Source organism: Paenibacillus mangrovi, from assembly GCF_022898935.1.
In the GTDB taxonomy this organism is placed as follows: domain Bacteria; phylum Bacillota; class Bacilli; order Paenibacillales; family Paenibacillaceae; genus Paenibacillus_AQ; species Paenibacillus_AQ mangrovi.
This window is the reverse complement of the sequence record NZ_JALIRP010000009.1, coordinates 59,260-83,913: the sequence shown is the minus strand read 5'-3', so window position 1 is coordinate 83,913 and position 24,654 is coordinate 59,260. Positions and strand designations below refer to the sequence as shown.

Sequence of the window (24,654 nt, the reverse complement as noted above, 5' to 3'; positions counted from 1 at the left end):
TTTTTATGTCCTATATTGTGCGACTAAAGCTGCAGTCGAAGCATTGTCGGAGGGATATCACTATGAACTTTCCAGTTTCAGTATTGATTCCGTAATCATTGAACCGGGCCATTGTTCAACTCGATTAATTGGTAGCCAAGAGGATCCTGAGGATCGGTCGGTTTCGAACACCTACGGAGAGGTTGCCAAGCTTGCTACTAAAGTTATGAACGAAACAAAAGCTTTTCTTGAAAGCGGGGCAGTGAAACCGACTAATCGTGGGAAAGCGCTTCGCCTTCGATACTGGCTGACTGAAACGAGCGTTCAGACGCAAAAAGAAGCTGAGCGAATGTCGTCAGCTTCTTCTTGCGTCTCTTGGTAATGACTGCTTCATAATATCCCGCTTACTAGCTCTCCGGCAGCTCAATCCACTGATAAGGCTGCTTGGCGGCAATCAGTGCATGTTCAATAATGGTAATAATGACAATGGTCTCGGAGGACGGCACAGTCGCCTCTCCAGTCTCGAAGAACCTCACCAAATCTTGGATAAAGCCCTGGAAAAAATCCGATACCGGCTGCACCACCCGGCAGTCTCCCGAGTCGTAGTTGATGGACATCATGAACGGGGAGCCCTGACCCGGCTGCTGGATCGTTGCCTGCCTGCCGCCCGAGAACTCGATCAGCAAGGCTGGCGCAGCTTCCGTTCCGATGAACATGACGCGCCTCGCGCCTGTACCCATCAAGGCAATGATCGGCTCGATCTGGTGAATCGAGTAGTTTTCCATCGCTCCCGGTCCCCAAGCAGAGATCACCTTGATCCCTGCGCGCTCGACTTCTGCATATTCCGCAGCATACCTGAGCGCAGAAGAAGAATACAATGGAGTCTGATGCTTCGCGGCCCGCTCGAACAAACGTACCGCCGCTGCCCTGCCGGGAGCAAACGTCTTGTCAATGTAGGTCGGCTTCCCTGAAGTCAGCGGTAGCTCGGCAAGCGCTTCATGCTGCTCCGGGTTGTCAGGCGACAGCACGATCAAGTAATCGCTCTGTGCGACCACTTCCTCGATTGTTCCGCACCAAGCAATACAATGCTTCGCGCACCATTCCGTATTGCTGAGCCCCTGCTCGGCATCCTTCATACCATAAGCAAAAGCTACCTCCATCGTGCCGCCTGAAGCACTCCGAATCCATTCAGGGTATTGGTTCGCGTGCCATTCATCCAGATAGTAGTCGATAAAGCCTATTTTCTTCATGCCTGCACTCCCTGTTTCAGGAGCGATACTTCACGGCCTTCTTCAGAGGATTGATAAATGGCTTCGATCATTTGCGAGGACAAAATCACCGTATCAATGTGGGAAGGCTGCTTTTCGCCGGAATGAATGCCGGATATAAAGCGGTCAATCTCATCCTGGAAAGCGTTGTTCTGCGGATAGTTCGGGGTGCTTTCCAGCAGAGCGCCGTGCTTCGCCGAATACAGTGTAAACTCCTTACCGTACTGGAGACGAATACCCGCTTTGTCCCCGAGAAAATCAATATACATCTCTTCGACGCCGATATTTTGCGCCCACGCGCCATTCACCGTGATCGACGGTCCTTCCGTCCGGATCATCGCCGTCACGAAGTCATCCACATCATAGCTGCCCTCATAGTTTGGAGGACCTGCCCACATGTTCAGGTAAGCGTAATTCGGCATATCCTTGCCGAGCTTGGAATACGCCTGTCCCGACACCGTCTTCGGCTGCGGATCGCCCGCGCAATACATGACGATATCCAGGAAGTGAACGCCCCAGTCAATGAGCGCCCCGCCGCCCGCGACCGCCTTGGTCGTAAAGTCTCCGCCGAGTCCCGGAATCGAACGATGAGCGCGGAAGCTGACAACAACGTGGTACAATTCGCCAAGTTCTCCGCTTTCTATCAGCTGCTTGATCACGTTGACGCCTTTGTTGAAGCGGTTCACGACGCCGATATTCAGCGTTTTGCCTGTTTCATGCTGCACCTTCTGCATCTCCAGCGCTTCCTTGTACGTTCTAGCAGCCGGCTTCTCGCACAGCACGTGCTTGTCCGCGCGCATGCAATCCATCGCAATCGAGGCGTGAACATTGTTCGGGGTACAAATCGACACCGCCACCACCTCAGGATCGTCCAAAATGACCCGATAATCCTCTACTGCCGTGCCGCACCCATACTGTTGGGCCGCTTTCTCAGCCCGCTCCTTGCGAATATCGCAAAAATACTTGATCTCGACGGCCTCATTGGCCATGTATGCAGGGATATGTGCACTGTTAGCGATGGTTCCGCAGCCGATCACTGCTACAATCGTTTTTGTCATACCAAATTCCCTCCGATTATTTGAACCCGGTAAAGACAGACCCGGATTGCATAAAGTATTTTGACCGTTTTCGGCCAACTACCGCCATGTTATCATGCAAGCGGATGATTTGATTTTAATATCGTATGTAATAATAGGATTATCGTATTAATTTAGAAACTGCTTCGTTGCTGCCTGTTTGCGGAACTGATTAGGCGATATGCCTGTATAATTTTTAAAAATTCTGCAGAAATAAGACAGCTCGTTAAATCCCGCCAAGTAACACACATCGGTGACCGTTAAGGACGGATGCTGCAGCAGCCCAAGCGCATTGGAGATGCGGAGGTCAATGAGGTAGCGGTTGAAGGTCTTGCCTGTCCATTCTTTGAACAAGCTGCAAAACGTCGATTTCGACAAATTCGAAATGGCGCACACATCCTCCAGCTTAATATCTTCATGCGCGTTCTTCTGGATATATTCAACCACCTTCGTCATCGTATCGCGATACTTTTCCGACTTCTCAAAACCGGATTGGACAAGCTCCCCGTTCACTTGGCGAACGATGATCGATAATAGCAGCAGCAGATGGGCCTTCAGGACGATTTGAAAAAACGGCGTGCGCCTTTCATATTCTCCAAGCATCTCCTGCATCAAACCGCGAATTCGGCTATCCGTAACCCCGTCGAAGGTCATTTGATGCGAACTTACGCTTTCAGTATGCACGAAATAGGTTAAATAGCTGACGTCAAAAAAGGGCTGCTCCCCCGGCGGATCGTCAAAACGCTCGTTAACGAATGTCGGCAGGAACTCGCATCCCCAAATTTCAGCCTCCTGCTCGGGCGGGGCCTGAATGCGATGTATCGTAAAAGGAGGAACGACAAACATGTTTCCCTTTGAAATGTGGTACTGCTGCCCATTGATCGTGTGCAGGAATTCGCCTTTGGATACGTACCAGATTTGAAAATAATCATGAAAATGCGCCCACAAGCTGTTCAGCTTGTTCATCCTATACATTTTGCACGGCAGGTCTTCCAGCATCTCCAGCTTGGAGTTGAAAAACACGACCCCGGAACGGGTTAATTCATCGATATCTACCTTCTTCATCTTCATCAGCTGCCCCCCTCCCTTGTCTCTTATATTTATTTCATGTTTGCACCATAAATTCCTGTCGTTTGAACGCAAGACCCCCGGAAACACACGTAGGGCAGGACCTGCCTTATCAAAAATCAGAATAGGGACATGCATAACGCAAGTCCCCATTTCGTCACCCAACTACCCTCTAAGTTCCCTTCTGTAAAAGCTGCAAGCCCTGCGCGATGACGCCGTAAATCGGCTCCTTTTTCGCTTCGTCAATTTTCGCCAGAGGGGAGATGGCCCGGAATTTGTCCGTCAAACGGCTTCGTACAAATGGATTGTTCTGCAGGACGCCTCCCTGCAAAACAACCGTGAAAGCCGCAGTAATCATTCCAAGCCTTTCCATCACCGACAGCACCCCTAGAAACAGCTCGTCGGCTGCCATCTCCAGAATCAAGCGTGCTGTCTCGTCTCCCTCCTGTTCCGCTTCACTGACGAGCTTGCTGAGCTCGGCTGCTTTGTCCACACTGTATTCAGCGGAATAGACCCAGTTGAACAGTTCCTCTTCTGTCCGTAGTCCCAGATGATGGAGCAGCTTATCCGTTAGCACCGTCCGTCCTTCCCGTCTGTCGAATCCACGAAGAACAGCGTTGATCGCCTGCTTGGCGATCCAATAACCGCTTCCTTCGTCGCCGACGCGGTGGCCCCAGCCCCCTGCTCGTGCACTCTCGCCTTTGTTGTTGATCCCGTACACGATTGAACCGGTCCCGGCGATAATGAGGATGCCGGGCGCACCACCCGTTGCACCAATCAAGGCAGCCACTCCATCATTCTCGACAACGATGCGGTCTGCCGTCACATGGGTGCGGGCGAGCGCTTCCCGGACGAACTCCTCAATCACTTGGCGGTCATAGTCGGTATCGAGGCCGGCCAAGCCAAATACCGCGCACCCAACGTGAAGAGGTTCTTCTTTTTCCGTCATATTGGCTGCTTCCTGCGGTGCGAAGGAAACAGGGGTCACCCCGAACTTCGGCATCTGGTTTCCTGCAACCCCGATGTGAGGCGGCTGGCTTTCTTCCACGCCGGGCTTCAGCAGCTCACTCCCTCCGGCGGCGGACACAGACAGTTGATGCTTTGCCGCCTGAATCGCACGCGTTAGTTCAAGCGCCGCCGCTTCCCGGCTCGTTCCCTGGTAGTTGCACGATCCCGCCCGCCCGGTTGCCAGCATTTGGCCGGTTGTATCGGCGAACACAGCCAGGCATTTCGTTCCTCCGCCGTCTACAGCTAGCAGAGGGACTCTTGCTGTCATCATAAGCTGCCGCTCCAGCCAGCCAGCGTGCGGTCGAGTTCCGCAAGTGCTCCTTCCACCTGACCGCGGGCCGCATTCAGCCATTGCTCCTGGCTCTGCTGGCTCGTTTGCCGCTTCGCGATCGTACGCTGAATTTCGCTCGGAGCCGGTCCGCCAGGCAGTGTCCGGATGTCCACAAAATGGACCGGATCAAGTGACAACCGCAGCTGTTCCTCGGTCAGTGACAGCTTCCGGCCAATCACCTGAAGCGCGATCTCATTGACGAGGTCCAGCGTAATTTCGTTCGCAGCCATTCCGCTTGTGATAGCGCGCTTTACGACGCCGCTCACAATATGGTGGGAATTGCGGAAAGATAGGCCATCGGTGCGTACGAGCGTATCCGCCAGTTCAGTCACTGTCGCGAAGCTACCTTCGGTTCTCTTCCTAAGAACTTCTTTATTGACATCCATCGTCCCGATGACGCATGACAGAAGCCGATACATCCGGTCCAGTACTCCAAGCGCTTTCCAGGCATAAGGCTGCATATCGTCCTCGGTATCGACAATGTCCCCGAATGGCGTGTTATGCATCATGGTCAGCACGGTCTGGGTATTGCCGACGCAGCTGGACAAGAGCGCGCGCATATGCTCGAACGATACCGGATTCCGTTTCTGCGGCATGATGGAGCTGATCTGCACATAAGGATCGGCAGCACGCAGCACGCCAAACTCCTGAGTACACCACAACAAGAAATCTTGCGATGATCTGCCCAAATTAATGGCCGCCAATTGAACGGCAGTCATCATCTCACCAACATAATCGGCGCCGCCAATCGCGTCGTACGAGTTATACACAAGCTCATCAAAGCCGAGCAGCTCCTGCATCCGTTCCCGGCTGATAGCGAAACCAGAAGTTGTCAGCGCGGCAGATCCCATACTGCTCCGGTTACAATTCGCATAAGCAGCCTGCATCCGGCGGATGTCTCGGTCTAGCGAGTCCACCATCGCCATGATATAATGGGCCAGCGTTGTCGGCTGCGCCTGCTGCGTATGCGTATACCCGATCATAACCGTATCGGCATGTTCCTCAGCAAAAGCAAGCAGCTGGCTCTTCAAAGCAAGAGCTCCGCGAAGTGTCACGAGCAGCTTCTCCCGCAGTACGATTCGGTAAATGGCAATGCCCATATCGTTACGGCTGCGGGCCAGATGGAGATTGCCGGCGATGTCTCCGGCCGCTTGGAGCAGCTCATGCTCTACCTGGAAGAACAGATCCTCGAATTCCCCAGTATATTCCGCTTGGCGAAGCCCCTCCAGATCGAGGCCCCGAATGGCCGATGCAATTTGACCAGCCTCCTCCTCGTTTACCAGTCCCTGCTCCTTCAGCATGATAAGATGCGCTTTATTAATGGCCATCATAGGCGCTAGCAGACTTGTTTTCGCTTCATCAAAAGCAGGCTTCAGTACGGCTTCCGTATACGTGAGACCTGGGAAATGCCCGCCTTCTTCCTTTAAAATTTGTTCACGATTTCTCATGTTGTCAGATCCTTTCATGATTTTATGTATTTGCCCGTGAGCCTTGCGGCAATCCTCCGTCCGTTTGACGGCTGACAGAAGGTACGGCGCGAAGCTCATGGCTTCGCGCCTTTCCCTCGGCCAACTTTTTTTACGTTCTTGCTCAAATTACCACTTGGTATTCCTTACTTCGAAGAAGCAGCCGTCCCAGCTGATGCCGCTCCACTTTGCTTCAGGCTGATCATGTTGACGAACATCCGGATTGAACCTGGCACAAGGTTTGGCATTTCGCGGTACCAGACAAGGGAGCTATACGTGTAGGTTCCCTTGCCGTAATTGGCAGTCAGGAACGTACCTGTGAATTCTTTCTCCCCTGGATCTCCGTTCGAGATAAGCTGCGTATACTCCTTACCCCACTCGGACGGGTTATAAGCTGATCGGTCCTGAATCCAATTCTGCCAGTCGGCGTCCGTAATCTTATTCGGTGCATTGAAGATCGGATGCTCTGGCGCCAGCATGGTCACCTTGGAGTTCTCGTCCGTTACACGCCACTCGATCAGCGGCTCACCGATCTTGATCGGATATGGGGCGAGGTTCGGCGTCCATTTATCCTCAGGCTTGTGGTACTGAACAACCAGGTTACCGCCATTCTTAGCATAATCGAGTAGTCGTTGATTACTTGGAATAAGCTCCGGACGGAAAGCATAAGCCCGGATGCCGAGCACGATCGTATCGTACTGGGACAGATCGCCGAACTGGATCGCCTTAGCGTCCAGGTTCGTCACATTAACACCCACTTGACGCAGCACCTGATCGATATTGTCAAAACCGCTGGAGACATAACCGACCTTCAGTCCTTGCGGCACCTTCAGATCGAACGCCTGAATGGTAAGGTTGGCTGGCTTCACATAATAGGTCTTTCCGATATGCGGATACTGAATGACCTGAACCGTTCTACTGCTGTCCGACTTGCCGTCGTTTGCTATAGCCGCCAGACTGTAGCTTCCCGGCTTCACGTTTGCCGGTACTTTGACGCTAAACTCGGCCGCCTTGGTTTCGTTTTTCTTGGTGAAGCTCAATTCTTGTACTGCAGGCTCTACCGTCCAGCCCTCCGGTGTTTTCAGTGAAACGGTTGCTTTTTCTTCGCCCGGTGCATAATTCGTAGCTGTAATCTTGACCGATACGGCTTCTTCCGGCTTCAATGTATTCAGGATAGCCGCTTCCGGACTAAGCGAAAGCGCGACCGGCGGCAGTACCGCTACCGCATTGTCCGGAACCGCATGTAGCGAAGCTGCCGTCCCGAATGCTTCATACCCGATATCCGCAGTAATCATAGGAGCGGCATATGGATTGAAGTCTTCCACTTGCTTAGGTACGGTCACCTCGAACTCCGTTTTTACCGTCTGGTTCTTACCGAGCTTCCCGAACTGGGCCGCTCCTACTGCCTTCGCCGACCAGCCTTCCGGCACGTTCAGCTTCAGGCTGACGCCGCTAATCTCTACGCTGCCGCCGTTATAAGCGGTAACCGTCACCTTTGTCGTTTGTCCTGGAACCAGTTCGCCGGTCTCAGGCTTAACCTTAACGACGACGGATGTCGCCTCCTGGCTTGCCTTATTCAGTTGCTTCTCCTTAACTTCCAGCCGATGCAGCAGATCGCTCTTCACAGGCTGTTCCAGAGACGAAGTCTTCACTTGATCGATGGTTGTCTTTACGTCCGCCTTCATCTCGTGGACCTCGCGGGCAACTTCCGCGAATTTCGGATAAGCAGCGATTACCTCGTCCGTATCTTTTTGCAGCAGTTTCAGCTGCTTTACGACTTTATTATCCTTACCCTTAGCATCGATCTCTTGTGCCAGATCCTCGAACGTGAAGGCAATCCCGCCAAAAAGTGTAGTTTCCGTCTTCTGGCTCTGCTTCTTGCCGTCCGCCGATCCCTGCAGCTTGTAATACGCTGTTCCCTGACCTTCGTCAACCTGTCTTCCCATCCCTTGGCTCTTGTGCATGTACCGGGATTCTTCTCCCAGCTGGGAATAGGAAGCGCCGTACACCTCGTTATACTCACCTACCGAAAGAGCTACATCATAACTTTTATCCGAGGCCGGTACGTACAGCTTCTTCGGCTGCCATGGCTCAAGGCCTTCTTCCAGCTGCTGTGGGAATACCTTCGGATTCCCCGCATCCTTGAACGCCCGTTCGGTCAGCACGTTAACGGCACGGTGATGGCCATGCGTCGATGGTTCGTTCAGGAACGCCGGAATCAGCACATCTGGACGTTTCTCCCGGATTTGACGGATCAGCCGTTCGTAGGCAACGTCCTCACCCCATTTAGCCAGCGTCTCATCGGGGCTTTTGGAGAATCCGAAGTCATAGATCGGATCGTTCAGCTTCTGGCTGAGGTTCGACAGCGTAACATTGGTGATCTTAGACGCTTCCTGCAGCTCTCTGGTGCGGATAATCCCCAGCGCATTGCCGAGCTCGCTGCCGATTTCGTTCTGTCCGCCTTCTCCGCGATTGGCTATGACACTGTATGTATCGACACCCATCCCTAGAGAAAGATACGCGAGTGTCGCGCTGTGCTCATCGTCCGGGTGAGCTCCCGTGTTCATGGCACTTGCAACCGTGGTGAGGGGTTTGATTGCCTTCCATAAATCGACCACCCCACGTTCTGCGGAAGCCCTCTGGGGAGCGGCCGGAATGATAATAGTCCCGGCCATCACCAGGCTGACGGAGGCCGCCACCCACTTCTTCGTCCTGCGTTTTGTGCTTACTTGACTCAATCGTTTCTCCTCCTTCAAGCGTAAATTGCGGCAGGCACCGCTGAAGGGTACCCACCTTTATCATTATCGCGGGACGTCCGCCTGAATAGGCGTACGACCCGAGCGCAATGAATGTACGTCTTACGGTCAGCTCAAGAGGTTGTTCAAAAAGTCCGCTTTTGATCACGAAGTGAATCAAGAAGCAACTCGGCATCGAATCTTGAATTCAGCCGGGCCTTCCGGTGCTCACGTACCCAAAACGTACGCTCCGCTCCTCAGCCCCTAGCTTCATCCAACCTTCTCGGTGCTGAAAACCGGCCTTTTTGAACACGAACTTCATGAACATCTGCCGTTTTAAATCGCGGATCCGGTGTTTCCACCGGTCAGCTTACGGGAAATAAAGAGAACGAGAATAATCATGACAATCTGGAGCACACCATAGGCGCAGGCGGTCCCGAACTCAAATGCATACATCCGCTGAAAGATCTCAACGGAGATCGGTGTCGTCTCGTTGGTGTACAGCAGGATCGAAGCGACGAATTCGCCGATTCCTTCCACCAGCGCCAGCAAGGTGCCGGCAAGGATGCCGCTGAGCGCCATCGGAAATACAACGCGGCGGAATGTATACCACCAGGAAGCGCCTAGATTGCGCGCCGCCTCCTCGACCGATCGGTCCGTTTGCATCAGCGTCGATGAAGTCGATCGGAAGATGAGCGGTAGATGCCGGACGAAATAGGCGAGCGGCAGAATCCAGAAGCTGCCGATCAGCACCTGGCCGAACGAGAAGACATTCGGCTCGCTGAACGCCGAAATCAGGTTAACAGCGACGACTGTGCCGGGAAGTGCCCAGGGCAGCATGATCAAAATATCGAGCAGCGTCTTTCCTTTGAAATTCATGCGAACAATGGCGTAAGCCGCCGCGACTCCAAACAGCAGGTTGCCTATCGTCGCCGCGATGCTTATCTTGAAGCTGTTCGCGATCGGACGCCACGTCTTGCTGTCCGTGAATAAATCTTTGAAATGGTCCAGCGTATAGGATGGCGGCAGTACCTGAGTCGTCCATGTTCCGTCTTCCGAGAAGGCGAGCAGCACGATGATAAGAATCGGCAGCATGAGTACAAGCACACCGAGGAAGGATAGCACCATGGCGATGTTTCTGCCTGCTTTGCTCTTCACTTCGGTCCTATGAACGCTGACGCCCTTGCTCATGTTCTGGTAATTCCGTGCGCCCTGGTACCATCTCATCAAAATCAGGAACAGAATAGACACCATCGACAGCAGCGTCGATTGGGTGGCCGCCATATCCAGATCGCCGTTCGTGCGCGACAGGTAAATCTGCATCGTCATAGTCCGCTCGATACCAAAAATGAGCGGCGCGGTATACGAAGCCATCGAAATCATGAAGACGAGCAGCGATGCCGCGACGATTGCTGGAGTCAGCATAGGCAGAATGACCCGGCGCCAGATGGTCAACCGGCTGGCGCCCAAGTTGGCCGCTGCTTCCTCAAGCGATGGATCGAGTCCCTTGATCGCCGAAGAAGCCGTCATATAGAAATAGGTGTACATCGTGAACGTATGGACGACAAGCACGCCCCAGATGCCCTTCAGGACAAAAGGCGGCTGCTCCAAATGAAGCAGATGCTGCAGTCCCCGCGGAATAATGCCACTTGAACCGTACAGAAATTCAAAGGAGAGCACCCCGATCAGCGGCGGCAGCGCCATCGGCACGAGAGCAAGCACCGACAGCAGCTTACGGCCCGGAAACTCGTACCTCTCCAGTAGGAACGCCATTCCCACCCCTACGATGCCGCAGGTGATTACGCTCAGAACCGAGATGTACACACTCGTCCACAGCGCCTCCAGATTCGACGTATGCTCCAGACTGAAGAACCGGGAGTAGTTTTGAAGTGAAAAGCTCCCATCCTGCTTGATGCTTTGCAAGAACGTCTGGAAGAACGGATAGATGACATAAGCCAGCAGAATAAGAAAAAGCGGAGCAATCAGCACATAGACAAAATGCCGAGATGTCGTTATTGAATTCCAGCGGCTGTTCGGACGGACGTTAGGCGGTGTCAGTTGTGGTTTGATCATGGCTTGGTCCGCCCCCTTATCCTAAGAAATAGATGCTGTCCCGAGCGACGGTGAACAGAGCTTCCTCATCCCGCTGACGCATCCGTTGTCCTTGCCCAACGAACATCGCCTTGACGGAAATCGGTCCAGCCTCGGCGATGTAATTCATGCTGACGCCTGTGAACTCCGATAGCAGCACCTTGACCGCAAAGGTATTCGCTTTGCCGCGTTCCGACGGATCAGCTTCGCTGATGGCTTCTGGGCGTACCGACAACGTTACCTTCTGCCCTACAGCCAGCTTGCATTCCGGTGAAGCATTAGCTGCAAGTCCAGTAAGCAGCAGATCCGGCGTTAGACGAACTTGGGCGGTCTCGCCATCCATCCGCTCCACCGTTCCTTCCCACAGATTGGACTCACCGATAAACGAAGCGACGAAACGGTTAACCGGCCGGTTGTAGATTTCTTGCGGCGTACCGATCTGCTGTACGACGCCTTCCTTCATGACCATAATGCGGTCTGACATCGACATCGCTTCCGATTGATCATGCGTCACGTATATCGTTGTGATACCGAGCTCGAGCTGAAGCCTTTTGATTTCCTGTCTCGTCTCTTCACGCAGCTTGGCGTCAAGATTGGACAGCGGCTCATCGAGCAGGAGAATATTCGGTTCGATCACCAAAGCGCGCGCGAGCGCTACCCGCTGCTGCTGCCCACCCGACAGCTGGTCGATGCGGCGTTCGCCGTAGCCATCCAGATGCACAAGCTTTTGGGCACGCGTCACTTTTTCCCTAATCTCCGCCTTTCCCTGTTTACGGACTTGGAGACCGAAAGCAATATTCTCAAAAACGGTCATGTGCGGGAACAAAGCATAGTTCTGAAACACCATTCCGGTATTGCGTTTGTTGGGCGGCATGTTGGTGACATTGCGGTCGCCGAACAGGATGCGCCCATCACTCGGGTAATAGAATCCGGCGATCATGCGCAGTGTGGTCGTCTTGCCGCAGCCGCTCGGACCGAGAAATGTAAAAAATTCGCCCGGTTTGATTTGTATGTCTACGTTCTCCACGCCTCTGGCCTTGTCAAATTGTTTGCTAACGCGATCCAGCGTGACTCCTATCATAAGTAGTCCCCCTTCAGGTATTTTCTTTCTTCTAGATGCGGGTCTATCATGACCAGGCGGGGTTGCCCCCGCCCAGCGTTCAAGGTGTTACTTTGCGCCTTTGCCCTTGATATTCTCATCCCAGTACTGCATCCATTCTTTTTCCTTCTCGGCAAGAACCATCCAGTCCAGATCAAGCGACTTCGTGTCCAGCTCTTTGTACCATGCCGGGAACTCGTTTTTGTCTACGTCGGACCGGGTTGGAATCTGGAACAGCTTCTCTGCCTTATCCTTAAGCTGGTCCTTATCAAAGAGAAATTCGTAGAACTTCTTGGCGGCTTCCATGTTCTTGGCGTCCTTCACGATGCCGACGCCATCCACCAGAATCGGCGCTCCGCTTGCCGGATAGATGTAGTCGAACGGCTGCTTCTTCGTCTCCTTCTGGATCAGAATGTCCTGCAGGTTCCACAGCGAAATCGTTCCTTCCTGACGGGCCAGCTTCAAATACAGCTGCGTCGGATCCTGGGTGTACTCTTTGGTGTTCGCATCGAGCTTTTTGAGCCATTCGTAACCCTTCTCCGGGCTATTAGGGTCTTGGCGATAGATCATCGAGTCGTAGATGGTTCTCATCGTCCCGGAAGCCATCACGCCGCGGATCAGAATTTTGTCCTTGAATTTCGGGTCAAGCAGCTCATCCCAATCTTTAGGCGCATCCTCTTTTTTGACTGCATCCGAGTTGTACATGATCACTTCGGGCAGCAGCATCTCGCCATACCAGCGGTCCTGAGCGTCTTTGTATTCTGCAGGCACACTATCTGCGAAGCTCGGCTTATATGACTCCAGCAGCCCCTCATTTGCCGCCGTAATGAAGGATGATTGGGTGCCGCCCCACCAAAAGTCGGCCTGCGGATTCGCCTTCTCACCGCGTACCCGCTCCATAATCTGCTGGGCGCCCATCGTCATCACTTCAACCTTAATGCCCGGGTTCTTCTCTTCGAACTGCGGGATAATCTGATCGACGACATTCTTATCGCGGGCCGTGTAGATGACCAGCTTTTGCGAAGTATTCTTGCTGCCGTCATCTCCGGTGGCAGCCGGTTTTGCCTCATCTCCCCCGCCGCAAGCGGTCAAGCCGACCGTCATAGCCCCAACCAGCGTCAAAATGCCGCACTTCAACCAATTCTTTTTCATACAACGAACTCCCCCTGATATGGAAATAGATAATTACTTAGGATTTATATGCCATAATTGATGATGAATGCGTTTCCAATACACTGTGCACCGCACCAAACAAACCTGCACGTTCATGGAGCGCCGCCAAACGGATCTCCGGCACCACCGGTACCCAGTCTGATAGCAGCTCACGGATCCGGATCAAGCCTGCTTCGTTCAGATGCACCATCTCGCCGCTCAGAATCAGCATCTCCGGATCGAGTACGCTGACCGTATTCGCGATTCCCGACGCCCAGCCGTGGTACACTTCATTCAGCAATGTGCCTGCTAGCGGACTGCCTTCCTCCTCCAGCTTGATTAACTGCTCGAGAATGCTTGCCCCAGGGTCGACCTGAAGACCAAGAGACTCCGCCTTCCGGTAGATGCCGGCAACCGAGAAATTTTTCTCGAATACGCCGAATTCTTCCTTGCGCCGCCCGGGTGAATCGCCGATCCGCATATAGCCGATCTCGCCGGATGCCTCGTTGCTTCCCCGGTACAGCTGTTTGTCGATAATAATCCCGGCTCCGATCCCGGTTCCGACGTACATATATACCAAGCTGGATACGCCGGATCCCGCCCCGCCAAAGTATTCGCCCTGCGTCATCATATTGACGTCGTTGTCCAAGACTACCGGCAAGTTGAGACGCTCTTCGATCTCTTTGCCCACGGGAAGATCCATCCAGCCGGTGCTTGGAGCATAGCTGACGGTACCGCGCAGGCGCCGGGTAATCCCCGGTAGACCGACGCCGATACCAATGACTCGGTCACGGTCGATACCGCTAGTCTCGAGAAGCCGACCAAGCGTCGCCTCGAGTGCCTCAAGCGCTGATTCTCCGTCTACCGGCTGTTTTAGACGGGTATGTACTTGTGCAATCAGTTCACCTTTCATATCGGCCACCGCCATTTCGAGCTCGCTTCCCTCGAAGACGGCTCCGACAACCGCATACGCCTGCACATTGTATTCGAGCAGGATCGGCTTACGGCCCCCTTTTGATTCTCCTGTGCCAACCTCTTGAATGAGCCCTTCCTCAATCATCTCTTCGACCAGCGCAGAGACGCAGGGACGGCTGAGCCTGGTTTTTGCTGCCAATTCGGCTCGTGACAAGCGGGGCTCCTGCCGCAGCTGGTGTAATATTCCTTCCCGATTCATCTGCTTTACGAATTTGGTGTTCCCTGTTCTCCCCTTGCTGATCACGATCTGCTTCACCACCTTACTTAGTTAAAATAACTAACAAATTTTAGGATAAGTATATGAATGCGTTTTCATGTTGTCAATTAGCAAATCGCAAAATAGGAAATTTTTCCTAAATAACCCTTTGAATCTTGCTTATCGGTTTCCGGTGTCTTCCTCCTGGTTCAACTTCCCACAGCTGTACGGTTTTTCCACTGATTGCATCATCATTATTCATTGGCTGCTTCGCCATAAGCAATATTGTTACATCAATGGGATCGAATTGCTGATATCGAACTTTATGCCTATAACCTCTTCAGGTTTACGAACGGGATCGTTACGAAGATGTTATCTGATTGACAGAAAATTTCCCCATTATTATAATTTGAGTAATCACTCAAAAATAATATTCAATCTGTTCATGGACACAGAAAGGGACGCATTACCATTGGCCAAGTCAAAGAGCACAGACTCCAAGAAAGAACGTATTCTCGCCGCAGCACTGAAGCTATTCTCGCAGAAAGGATTTCATGCGACTTCAACGAAGGAAATCGCAAACGAATGCGGTGTGGCGGAAGGACTTATTTTTTACCACTATGGTGACAAAAGAAAGCTGCTGCTTCATATCGTCAAAAATTTTTCTTTTGCTCTACATGCCCAAAGGGGTGAAGGATACTTATCCGGGAAGACACTCGAGGATGCGCTGGTTCAATATGGTTTAGAATACCTGCAGTTCCTTAAAGACCATATCGATTACCTGATGCTAATCTGGTCACCTGAAATGATTCAAGATGAAGCGGTATCTCAAGAAGTTTCCCATCTCGTCGGCAGCATTGGATCTGCGGGCACCCGCATGCTGAAGCAGGGTATGGGACCGGAACAGCCGGCTGAAGCCACACTCGAAGTCGCTATGTCGATGATGACCTCCTCCATCCTTCTCTACTTTATGCTTCACTACCGTTTTGGCAAAAGCGCCTTTTCGTACGATGAGGAAACCTATGTCCGCGAGCTTGTGCAGCTTCTTCTTCACGGCCTATACGGACAATCGCAGCAAGGTTAGCACCCGGCTGATCGTAGTTTATACGTTACATACGGACTACGGCAGCTTTTTTTGTCGGTTATTTTTGAGTGAGTACTCAGTTTAAAATGATCGGAGTGAACGTTATGCATCGCCTATTGGAATTATACGGTAGTTGGGCATTGGTTACGGGAGCTTCCTCCGGGATCGGCGCTGAATTTGCGAGCCAGCTTGCTCAGTGCGGAATGAATCTGGTGCTCTCCGCTCGGCGGAAGGATAAATTACAGGAGTTGGCGGATACCCTGGCAGAACTGCATGGCGTCCAGGTAAAGATCGCCCCTGCGGATCTAAGCCAACCGGATTTTATTCAGGACATCCGCCGGGTCACCGATGGTTTGAACATCGGCCTTCTGGTAAACTGCGCTGGTTTCAGCGTTACCGGAACGTTGCTAAGCAACGACATTCAGACAGAGCTGGATATGCTCCACGTGAACTGCAGGGCACCGCTTCTTCTCTCCCATACGTTCGGCAAGGAGATGGCACGGCGAGGTCAGGGCGGCATCATATTCACTGCTTCTGTCGTCGCTTTTAGCCCGGCTCCATACTGGACTCATTACGCCGCTACTAAAGCATACAATTTCTTTATTGGAGAAGGTCTGGCTTATGAGCTGAAGAATTCGGGAATCGATGTGCTGACCGTATGTCCGGGAGCTACCAAAAGCGGATTCCAGGAGGTCGCCGGCATCAGCGATATCGGTACGATGAGCCCGGTCCCCGTGGTCCAGTCAGCCCTGCGTGCGCTTGGGAAGAGATCAATCATCATTCCAGGCTGGCATAATCGTGTACTGTTCAGAGGAATAAGCAGGTGGATTCCGCGCCGGATCAGGCTGGGTTTATTCGCTGGCAGTATCAAAAGGCTTCAATCTTGGGGGGCTTCGAAACAGTAATGATGAATGAAAAAAAAGACCAGAGCATCGGCTCTGGTCCTACTTTAAAGACTCAATTTATCTCCATTTCAGCTTTTTCAGCTTCAGCATATATATTGGCAGATATGCCGCTATGATCATGGGGATGATCAGCTTGATTGGGAATAACAGCATTAGAAGCAGTATAACGACTATTGGCTGTTTAAGGATCGCACTCGTAAGTGCAGTCGTGACAATCGTAATGGACGTTACGGGATCTACTGGAAATACTGCCGCAATTCCATATCCTAAGCTTACCCCTGCGAAAATAATAGGAAAAATATGCCCTCCACGCCAGCCTGAGGATAAACAAAATTCTGTAAGGAATAACTTTACAACAGCTAATATGACTAATAAATAAACGGACATCTCTGTCCAATCCGCTGCTAAATCGCTTAGTTCATGCTCTCCTGAAAACATCGTAAGAGGAAGCACTGTCCCTACTATTCCGAGTCCTAATCCGCCAATAACGGCTTTTGTGACTTTATAATTTTCAAGTGGTTTGAATAACTTGTGGAAAATATGGCCAGATAGTTCATACAATTTTGCAAGCAATACTCCAATGAGTATTAGTGGGATGATGGCCAGAATTTCATTTTTACCGAAAGTTGCCGGACCAAAATCAGCTAGAATAAATTGTCTGTTATCGATTTTGGAAAAAATCCAAAAAACGCCAAAGCCTGCAACCGTCGTTATGGCATACACAATGGACTTGACCGTCTTAATCACTTTTGGATCTTTCCGGTCTTCAAAGAATGTCGACACTCCAAATAGCGGTGCTCTAAAAATCATGCCAATGGTCGTCTCCACACTGTACTCTATGATGATATTTCCATATTCATTGACGACTTCTTTTTTCTTAATTCTGGATTTAAGAGCGTCTCCTACCCATGTGGAAAGACCGCCTACAATGCCAACCAAGGCCGCCTCGGGACCGAGACTGGCTCCAAAAGAAAGAACTATAAGTGCAGCGAGCGCGCTTTGAAATGTTAAACTATAATCAATTCTTTTGGTCGCCTTGAATTCTGCCATGACAGCTTCCATGTTGCGCGGGTAATTACCAAAGTACTTCTGGCACAATCCTACCAAAATGCCCCCGACCAAACACACGATGATGGTCCAATATTGAACATGAACTACACTCGGTAGAAAACCCCATATAAAGTGAGTCGTCAAAGAAGTAGCCGCTAAAAACGCCCAAGTTAAAAGGCCTGCAGCTCCCCCTAGAATGATGCTATATAGAACTACATAACCCATACCAAATAATTTCATCCTTTTGTATTTCCTCTCCTTCCTCTAGAGCCAAGCTCTAGCCCACCATTGTCCAAAAAAATAGCAATTACTCTCTTTACGCACGGTTTAAAAATAGTTATCTTTTTATTTTAACATGATAATGACCCGGGTACCAATAGCTCTAGTATAGACATTCAAATAGCTAGTATACCTGAAGGGCTGGCAAGCCTTCAGCTAACAGAGGCCTGCGGAAGGGAAGCGTCGTATGCAATCCTGTAACCGACAAATAGTCCCTATTCTCTGACGAGAAAGGGACTATTGTATCTTACCTATTCATATCTACTGTGATCTGTTATCTCTATTATTTTAATTTGCGTTCCATGCGGATAAGGTTGCCATAATTGTCGATTTTTCAAGAAATGCCTTGTCGTTGCCCTTCTGTGCTTTCTTCACAAGCTTATGTATATCCATGTCGCATCGTTATCTCCCTTCCCTCTCATATCATTAGAGCATGACAGAGAGGTTCTGGCATTAAGCTTCATAAAAATAATTCCACAAAAAAAATGCCCCCTTAGAATTCATCCGTTCTAAGGGGGCATTTCGGGGCTGTCTCAGAAGCGGTAAACCCGCTTTAAGAGACAACTCTATTTACTCAATTTCTTTATTAGTTTCTCCACTCGCTTACGTTTAGTGTCTTTCTCAATATCACCTAGCCGTGAGAAAAGTGTCTCTATGAAAAGTGCTTTGTTGTTATCGTTCACGATGGATATGGCATTCTCAGCTGATACAAGTTGTCAACAAGTTCCTGCACAGCTCCCCGATCATCTCGGTTGGCAATATCTTTAGCCAGTTCCTGATTAGGACCTTCGTCTTTGCGGCCCAGTGAGGTTGCTAGTTTGTCGATGATAGTCATGGGTTTTCCTCCTTTGAATTGCAGAGATATCTCACTTGGATATGCTGTGGATTTTGGGGCATTACTGGTTGCATAAAAAAGCCCGTTCACGAATGAATCGGGCATTGGATTCATTATCCTTTGATGGAACCGCTGGCAATGCCTTTGATAATTTGTTTCTGCATTACTAAATAAAAAATAAATATAGGCAATATTCCCAGTACGAGCATCGGGAACATATGCGTCCAGTCTGTTGAGAATTGGCCGACATTACGGTAGACTTCCAATAAAATAGTACCCTTATCCCGAGACTGCAAAAAAAGTAGAGGAAATACAAAGTCATTCCACGTGTTAAGCGATATTAATATTACAACCGTTGCTGTAGCCGGCCGAAGTAGTGGAAAAGTGATTTTCCAAAAGGTTTGCCCAACCCCGCATCCATCTATACGAGCGGCTTCTTCAATCTCAGTTGGAATCGTTCGAATGAAACCGTGGAAAATGAAAGTCGCCAGCGGCATAAATACGAACGTATAGATGATGATGACCCCGAATTGGCTATCAATCAAATGTAAAGTCTTCATTAATCGAAATAATGGAATGATGGCAATCTGATATGGAATCATAATTCCCGATAGAATAAGAAAGAATAAGGTCTTGTTCAATTTATGACGCCTACGTGCTAAAGGAAAGGACGCCATTGCACTGACCATTACAACCAAAAACACAGAGCTAATTGTGATAATTAGATTATTTTTTAGCACATTCAAATAGTCCATCGCGTTCCAAGCATCCACAAATTGTTGGAAACCAAAATGCGTAGGCAAGCGAAGCGGGTGTTCCAAAGCTTCCTGCGGAGTTTTAAATGTGGTCACAAACAAGTAGTAAATCGGTAAAGCTACGAAGACAGCTAACACAATCATCAATAGTTCAAGTACGAAATTGAACAAAGAAAAGGATTTATCTTTTTTCTTAATCACTGAAGTCACTATACCACCTTCTCCTCTCTGTGATGAAGATACTTGAGCAGAACCAGAGAGATTACAGCAGTTATCGCCAAGAACATAACCGCAATTGCCGAGCCGTAGCCATATCGATATTCTGTAAAGGATCGCTTGATTAAAATTGTTGTTATAGTCTCGGAGGATGAACCAGGCCCACCCTGCGTCATTGCCATAACGATATCGAATATTTTCAGGCTTCCTACCATAGAGTTTATAACATTAATCGTAATGGAGGGTGCCAGTAACGGGAGGGTAACATGGAGAAACTGCTTCCATCTGCCTGCCCCGTCAATTTTCGCAGCTTCATAATAATCCTGCGATATCCCTTGCAAATTAGCCAAATAAATGACAGCCGCCCAGCCGGTATACTGCCATACGGAAACGAAAATAAGAGAATACATGACGATCTGCGGATTGCCCAAGAAGTTGATGTGTAATCCTAAGGACCAAAACAGCCCCGTGTTCGGAGACATAAGATAAGACCACAGAAACCCGACAACTAAAGGACTCAGTACAGCTGGAGCGAAAAAAATCAATCTCAATACATTCTTTGTGCGTAAATTAGCGTCTAGGGCAACTGCCAAAGGAACAGCAAAAATATTTTGAATTAATGTCATCAATATCGCATAAAGAAGTGTATGTTTGACAGAATCCATCAAATCTGAATCTTGGAACAACTTGATATAGTTTTTTAGACCGACAAAATGAGACTCTGGATTCAGACCATTCCAATCCGTTAAGCTGTAATAAATACTAGAAGCTATAGGCCATATAAAAAACAGCGCAAGTCCAACTAATGCTGGGATAAGAAACGCCTCATATTTCAGCTCCTGTTTCACTTGCCGTAATGTTAGTTTCTTCAAAATACTCACCACCTAATTACAAAGGCAATGGATAGTATCCATCGCCTTTTCTTTTTTATATTCCTTACTTAGGAGCTGTTTCGAACATTTCATTACGTTTTTTATCCGCATTTTTTAGCACGTCAGACAATGAGCCCCCGCCCGCTAGATAGTTCTGCATCCCTTTTCCATATTCTAAGATGATGGCCTGAGCGCCGAACCACTCGTTCCATGGAGCGAAAATTCTTCCCTCAGCCAAAGCCTCTTTAGCTCCATCCATCGCAGGATCAAGCGGCGCGGTTACATCTTTGAGGAAAATCCCCCCACCGTATGTTTTTTGAGCTGCAAGCTGTGCTTCTGGAGTAGACCAGAACTCAAGGAATGTCTTTGCCGCGTCAATCGCCTTAGAGTTTTTGTTGATCGCCCATGCCGCTCCAGGTCCACCCATCAACCAAGGCTTACCTTCAATAGCCGGGATCGGGAAGAAGCCGAAATCGAGATCCGGATTTTTTTGCTTGATCGTATTAACGGACCAATTACCTGATTCCCACATTGCCGCTTTACCCGTAGCGAATTCATCTAAAGCTTGATCTGGATCCATACCAAGCATATCTGGAGTTAAGTAGCCTTGTTTCACGATTTCCGACCATTTTTCCAAATACTTATCAAAGGTGCCACTCATGTTCGCTTCTTTGTCACTAAATTTTGCATTCCAGTCTTTATTAGCCGGGGCAGAGAAGAAACCTGCGTTGACCAGATCAAGGGATTGTTTCATCATTGGTTCCCACGATTTGGCACCCATCGTTTGTGGTTTAATGCCGCTTTGTTTCAGCTTAGCGTGATCTTGCAGGAACTCATCCCAAGTCGTTGGCACTTGAGTAATACCTGCTTTTTCGAAAGCGGTTTTATTATAGAATATACCTTCGACCCAAGACATCCATGGAACCCCGTAGTACTTACCCTTGTAAGAAAAACTGGAAAGGCCGGATTCTTGATATTTGGAAATGAAAGGTTCGTCGCTCAAATCCAACGTGAAGTTAGCCGCCGCCAGATTGCGAATCTGAGCGCCTACTTCGAAAACGTCGGGCCCTGATCCCGATGCCAGCTTGGTATTCAGGATATTGTCATATTGCTTATTATCAGTAAAGCTGATATCCAGTTTGATTTCTGGATGTTTTTCTTTAAACAAGTCAAGCGCGCCTTTGATCTGTTCCTCTTTGTCCCAAATCATCAGCTTTAATTCTTGTTGCTTTCCATTAGAAGCCTTGGAATCGTTGCTTACTTTCGCATCATCATTCTTTGCATCTCCACAGCCTGAGAGGAGCATCGCAGAACCGATGACGACCGTGATGGCGGACAAAAAAACTTTTTTCATATTTTATTCCCCTCTAAGTCATATTTGGTAACGCTTTCATTGTAAATGTTATCATACAACGAATGAAGGGACGAAATTATGGTTTTATTGTCCGATATTACGCATTTAGGCTCTCGAGCTTCCTGCGAAAGATTAATTCGCATGAAATTTCAGCTTTAATGTTCTGATTTCACGAGGTCCAAACGGCAGAACAACCCGATTCTTATCCTTCAAACCGAGTTTCTCTTCTTCCTCTTCGATCAAGCTGCAGGTATAAAAGGAAGACCATGCCAGCTTAATTGCCCTTCAACAACTAGTTTCTCAACCCTTTGACGAATGCAGCTTGCCATGCAAGCAATGTTACTACGGTTTGCGATACAAAGAATTTCGATATTCAGATGGCGTCATCCCAATGATTTTCCGGAACACTTTACTTAAATAACCGGCATCCTCATAACCTACCATTAAGGCAATTTCATAATTTTTCATTTCTGTTCGAAGCAGTTCCTTAGCTTTCTCCACCCGTAGAATCGTCAAAAAATCCCAGAAGGTAAGTCCTGTCTCATTCTTGAACATATTGCAAAAATAATTTTTGCTGATGTTCACATAATCTGCTACCTCTTCTAGAGAAATAGCTTTATGCATATTTTGTTTTGCAAACAATTTGGCCTTCTCCACAATGGATTTTTCCGCACGAGTCGATTCGAGGCACAAATCTTGCTTTCGTCCATGCTCTTCCCTTTTCAAGATCGCTGCCAAATCGTCCAGCATTTCTTCCAATAAAACTTCGTCCAAAGGCTTGAGCAAATAGCCGTAACCGCCATAACGAATCACTTGCTGAGCGTAAGTGAAGTCTGGATAAGCGCTAAGAACGACAACTTTAGTGAGCAAACCAGACTCCTTCATCTGCTGGATCATTTGAATACCGTCCATCTGCGGCATACGAATATCTGTCAACACGATATCCGCTCCATGATTCAACAAATAATCGAGGGCTTTTTGTCCATCTCCAAAGCTTCCCTCCACCTTAAAGCCATGCTTTCCCCAATCAATGCCATGTTCTAATGCTTCAACGGTAAGCGGATTATCATCAACCAATACAACAGAAAACATAAGCGGTCTCTCCTTATTGGTCATGATTGTCTCGAAACGGCAGCGTCAGCCGAACATTCGTCCACTCTCCCGCGCGGCTGTCCAGAGACAGTCCATATGCCTTGCCGAACTTGTGCTTCAGCCGTCTATGAACATTAACAAGCGCGATATGGTTGCCTTGATCGCCAGTCGCCGCTTCCAAACTAGCTAGTAGGTGTGCAAGTCTGTCCGCTTCAATTCCGGAACCGTTATCCCAAATATCAATAACGGCTTGATCCCCTTGAACATGCCCGGTTATTCGAACCCGATATTTTCGATCCATTTGATGAAATGCATGAAAAAAACTGTTTTCCACAATGGGCTGAATGGACAGTCGCGGTACCTTGCAGTTATGCAAGCGCTCATCCATTTCTATATCAAATTCGCAGTTTTGGCTCAACAACTGGATTTGGATGTCCATATAATGCCTGAGATGAGTCAACTCTTCTTGGACTGAAACCATATAGTCCTCTTTGCCTATCGTATACCGGAAAAGATGGCCAAGAGATGTAACAACACGGCTTACTTCGGTATTTCTGCCTAACATGGCAAGTGACTTAATAGCCTGCAACGAGTTATACAAGAAATGCGGATTGATCCTTGCCTGTAGAGCCCTAAGTTCAGAGTCTTTTTGTTCAAGCTCCAATCTGTACGTCTCGTCGATCAATGAGTTGATTTTATAAACCATTTTATTGAAATGTTGACTGAGCACATCAATTTCATAGTAGCTGCGGGGCATATTCCTCCCAACCAACTTGCTGTGCTCAATCAACTTCTCGATTCCTACCATTTGGCTCATCAATTTTTTTATAGGGAAAGTGATTCGGCTGGATATGAAATAAACGATAAACCAAACAATCGGTACGAAAATGATAAAAATGAGCACCAGAATCCATCTAAACTGACTTATTTTCTTTGTCACTTCAGAAATAGGAATACCGAGTACGATACTCCAGTTATTAATTTTGGAATGTGAGTAGACTAGCAGCTGCTGATTAGCTCCTGTCCCCTCCATTAAGTAACCGCTTGCATAAGATGTGTTAAGCTGCTGAAGAAACTGATTGCTAGAAGGGAACTCCGAATCGTTCGTGTTCGCGTAGACCAAATCGTATTGATTATCCAGTATAAATATGCGAGGGGCAGGTGTTATCTCTAACCTCTCTAAAATTGACGAAATTTTGCTCATATTAATATTAACGATGACAGCGCCGATCTGATATTTACTTTTCCGTAAATCCCATATAGGAGAAACTGCCGAAACAGTTTGCGTGCTCATAGCCTGATGATCATAGTAATAATCCTGCATATGCGGTCCTACGAAAACGATTTGATCCGTTACATGGCTTAGGTCCGGAAACCATGCAGCTTGAGAAAAATCGTATGTCGGCCGCACCGATTTGTTCGCGGAATCGTACGCTTTTCCATCGGCACCTACAATAATAATGTCATCGATATCCGGCCTAAATATCGTCAAGTCATTGAGGAAATACTGGACCTCCCGAATATTATCCAGATAATCCTGCATTGTAGAAGGGGCTTTACCTTTAACTCCCGATTGAATCGCCGGGTTGGTGGAGGCATCTCTAAGTGTTTGCTCTACTTCATTAAAATAAAAATCGATGTTGGCCATAACCTCTTTGGCAATAGTCAGGTAAGCGGTATGCGATTGCTCAATTAAATATTTAGAAAAAAAAGTGTATGAAAGAAAAGAAACTGCAACTAATAAAATCATTATGATTATAAAAACATG

General features: G+C 49.1%; 20 protein-coding genes. 2 read left to right on the top strand and 18 right to left on the bottom strand.

All coding sequences use genetic code 11. The features are described 5' to 3' along the window. Positions 1-386 precede the first annotated feature (386 nt). The 10 genes from MUG84_RS20675 to MUG84_RS20630 form a co-directional block, all read right to left on the bottom strand. Positions 387-1,229: a Gfo/Idh/MocA family oxidoreductase gene (locus MUG84_RS20675; protein ID WP_244728411.1), complete on the bottom strand. Its 843-nt coding sequence runs from the start codon at positions 1,227-1,229 to the stop codon at positions 387-389. Then, positions 1,226-2,305, bottom strand: coding sequence for a Gfo/Idh/MocA family protein (locus tag MUG84_RS20670; RefSeq protein WP_244728409.1), 1,080 nt, complete (start codon positions 2,303-2,305; stop codon positions 1,226-1,228). The genes MUG84_RS20675 and MUG84_RS20670 overlap by 4 nt, the downstream gene beginning before the upstream one ends. 147 nt (positions 2,306-2,452) lie before the next feature. Beyond that, on the bottom strand, positions 2,453-3,394 hold the full coding sequence (locus MUG84_RS20665) for an AraC family transcriptional regulator (protein ID WP_244728407.1): 942 nt from the start codon (positions 3,392-3,394) through the stop codon (positions 2,453-2,455). A gap of 169 nt (positions 3,395-3,563) precedes the next feature. Further along, a complete protein-coding gene (locus tag MUG84_RS20660) occupies positions 3,564-4,670 on the bottom strand; it encodes an N-acetylglucosamine kinase (protein WP_244728405.1) in 1,107 nt (368 codons plus the stop codon). Continuing rightward, positions 4,667-6,178, bottom strand: coding sequence for an argininosuccinate lyase (gene argH / locus MUG84_RS20655; RefSeq protein ID WP_244728402.1), 1,512 nt, complete (start codon positions 6,176-6,178; stop codon positions 4,667-4,669). Before argH ends, MUG84_RS20660 begins: the two co-directional genes overlap by 4 nt. A gap of 164 nt (positions 6,179-6,342) precedes the next feature. Then, positions 6,343-8,871, bottom strand: a complete 2,529-nt coding sequence (locus tag MUG84_RS20650; RefSeq protein ID WP_244728600.1) for an NEW3 domain-containing protein — start codon at positions 8,869-8,871, stop codon at positions 6,343-6,345. Positions 8,872-9,267: 396 nt separating this feature from the next. Next, positions 9,268-11,004, bottom strand: coding sequence for an ABC transporter permease (locus tag MUG84_RS20645; RefSeq protein WP_244728401.1), 1,737 nt, complete (start codon positions 11,002-11,004; stop codon positions 9,268-9,270). A gap of 16 nt (positions 11,005-11,020) precedes the next feature. Continuing rightward, positions 11,021-12,103: an ABC transporter ATP-binding protein gene (locus tag MUG84_RS20640; protein WP_244728398.1), complete on the bottom strand. Its 1,083-nt coding sequence runs from the start codon at positions 12,101-12,103 to the stop codon at positions 11,021-11,023. Between the two features lie 87 nt (positions 12,104-12,190). Continuing rightward, positions 12,191-13,273, bottom strand: a complete 1,083-nt coding sequence (locus MUG84_RS20635; RefSeq protein WP_244728396.1) for an extracellular solute-binding protein — start codon at positions 13,271-13,273, stop codon at positions 12,191-12,193. A gap of 37 nt (positions 13,274-13,310) precedes the next feature. Next, positions 13,311-14,492 carry an ROK family transcriptional regulator gene (locus MUG84_RS20630; RefSeq protein ID WP_244728394.1) on the bottom strand — a complete coding sequence of 394 codons (1,182 nt, stop codon included), beginning with the start codon at positions 14,490-14,492 and terminating at the stop codon, positions 13,311-13,313. A gap of 424 nt (positions 14,493-14,916) precedes the next feature. Here MUG84_RS20630 and MUG84_RS20625 point away from each other — a divergent pair, with 424 nt between their 5' ends. Beyond that, a complete protein-coding gene (locus MUG84_RS20625) occupies positions 14,917-15,528 on the top strand; it encodes a TetR/AcrR family transcriptional regulator (RefSeq protein ID WP_244728392.1) in 612 nt (203 codons plus the stop codon). A gap of 104 nt (positions 15,529-15,632) precedes the next feature. Continuing rightward, on the top strand, positions 15,633-16,433 hold the full coding sequence (locus MUG84_RS20620; RefSeq protein ID WP_244728390.1) for an SDR family NAD(P)-dependent oxidoreductase: 801 nt from the start codon (positions 15,633-15,635) through the stop codon (positions 16,431-16,433). A gap of 57 nt (positions 16,434-16,490) precedes the next feature. Here the strand turns inward: MUG84_RS20620 and MUG84_RS20615 are convergent, their stop codons facing one another. The 8 genes from MUG84_RS20615 to MUG84_RS20585 form a co-directional block, all read right to left on the bottom strand. Continuing rightward, positions 16,491-17,723, bottom strand: a complete 1,233-nt coding sequence (locus MUG84_RS20615) for a chloride channel protein (protein WP_244728388.1) — start codon at positions 17,721-17,723, stop codon at positions 16,491-16,493. Between the two features lie 718 nt (positions 17,724-18,441). Beyond that, positions 18,442-18,597, bottom strand: coding sequence for a hypothetical protein (locus MUG84_RS20610; protein WP_244728386.1), 156 nt, complete (start codon positions 18,595-18,597; stop codon positions 18,442-18,444). A gap of 113 nt (positions 18,598-18,710) precedes the next feature. After that, positions 18,711-19,562 (bottom strand): carbohydrate ABC transporter permease, encoded by an 852-nt coding sequence (locus MUG84_RS20605; protein WP_244728384.1) that lies wholly within the window; start codon positions 19,560-19,562, stop codon positions 18,711-18,713. Further along, the gene (locus MUG84_RS20600; protein WP_244728381.1) at positions 19,562-20,440 is read right to left on the bottom strand and encodes a carbohydrate ABC transporter permease; all 879 of its coding nucleotides are present in this window, start codon (positions 20,438-20,440) and stop codon (positions 19,562-19,564) included. Before MUG84_RS20600 ends, MUG84_RS20605 begins: the two co-directional genes overlap by 1 nt. A 64-nt stretch (positions 20,441-20,504) precedes the next feature. After that, a complete protein-coding gene (locus MUG84_RS20595; RefSeq protein ID WP_244728379.1) occupies positions 20,505-21,794 on the bottom strand; it encodes an ABC transporter substrate-binding protein in 1,290 nt (429 codons plus the stop codon). A gap of 132 nt (positions 21,795-21,926) precedes the next feature. Next, entirely contained in the window at positions 21,927-22,067 is a 141-nt protein-coding gene (locus tag MUG84_RS27680; RefSeq protein WP_425313252.1) for a glycosyl hydrolase-related protein, read from the bottom strand. Positions 22,068-22,136: 69 nt separating this feature from the next. Next, positions 22,137-22,886, bottom strand: coding sequence for a response regulator transcription factor (locus MUG84_RS20590; RefSeq protein ID WP_244728377.1), 750 nt, complete (start codon positions 22,884-22,886; stop codon positions 22,137-22,139). A 13-nt stretch (positions 22,887-22,899) separates the two neighbouring features. Further along, complete coding sequence (locus MUG84_RS20585) at positions 22,900-24,636, bottom strand: cache domain-containing sensor histidine kinase (RefSeq protein WP_280521436.1); 1,737 nt, start codon at positions 24,634-24,636, stop codon at positions 22,900-22,902. Positions 24,637-24,654 lie beyond the last annotated feature (18 nt).

Excerpts from the sequence above, each read along its gene's own strand:
- MUG84_RS20665 (WP_244728407.1), bottom strand. The coding sequence starts at position 3,394 with ATGAAGATGAAGAAGGTAGATATCGATGAATTAACCCGTTCCGGGGTC.
- MUG84_RS20610 (WP_244728386.1), bottom strand. The coding sequence starts at position 18,597 with ATGACTATCATCGACAAACTAGCAACCTCACTGGGCCGCAAAGACGAA.
- MUG84_RS20620 (WP_244728390.1), top strand. The coding sequence starts at position 15,633 with ATGCATCGCCTATTGGAATTATACGGTAGTTGGGCATTGGTTACGGGA.
- MUG84_RS20660 (WP_244728405.1), bottom strand. The coding sequence starts at position 4,670 with ATGATGACAGCAAGAGTCCCTCTGCTAGCTGTAGACGGCGGAGGAACG.
- MUG84_RS20670 (WP_244728409.1), bottom strand. The coding sequence starts at position 2,305 with ATGACAAAAACGATTGTAGCAGTGATCGGCTGCGGAACCATCGCTAAC.
- MUG84_RS20650 (WP_244728600.1), bottom strand. The coding sequence starts at position 8,871 with ATGGCCGGGACTATTATCATTCCGGCCGCTCCCCAGAGGGCTTCCGCA.
- MUG84_RS20645 (WP_244728401.1), bottom strand. The coding sequence starts at position 11,004 with ATGATCAAACCACAACTGACACCGCCTAACGTCCGTCCGAACAGCCGC.
- MUG84_RS20640 (WP_244728398.1), bottom strand. The coding sequence starts at position 12,103 with ATGATAGGAGTCACGCTGGATCGCGTTAGCAAACAATTTGACAAGGCC.
- MUG84_RS20615 (WP_244728388.1), bottom strand. The coding sequence starts at position 17,723 with ATGAAATTATTTGGTATGGGTTATGTAGTTCTATATAGCATCATTCTA.
- MUG84_RS20595 (WP_244728379.1), bottom strand. The coding sequence starts at position 21,794 with ATGAAAAAAGTTTTTTTGTCCGCCATCACGGTCGTCATCGGTTCTGCG.
- argH (WP_244728402.1), bottom strand. The coding sequence starts at position 6,178 with ATGAGAAATCGTGAACAAATTTTAAAGGAAGAAGGCGGGCATTTCCCA.
- MUG84_RS20635 (WP_244728396.1), bottom strand. The coding sequence starts at position 13,273 with ATGAAAAAGAATTGGTTGAAGTGCGGCATTTTGACGCTGGTTGGGGCT.
- MUG84_RS20675 (WP_244728411.1), bottom strand. The coding sequence starts at position 1,229 with ATGAAGAAAATAGGCTTTATCGACTACTATCTGGATGAATGGCACGCG.
- MUG84_RS20585 (WP_280521436.1), bottom strand. The coding sequence starts at position 24,636 with ATGATTTTATTAGTTGCAGTTTCTTTTCTTTCATACACTTTTTTTTCT.
- MUG84_RS20590 (WP_244728377.1), bottom strand. The coding sequence starts at position 22,886 with ATGTTTTCTGTTGTATTGGTTGATGATAATCCGCTTACCGTTGAAGCA.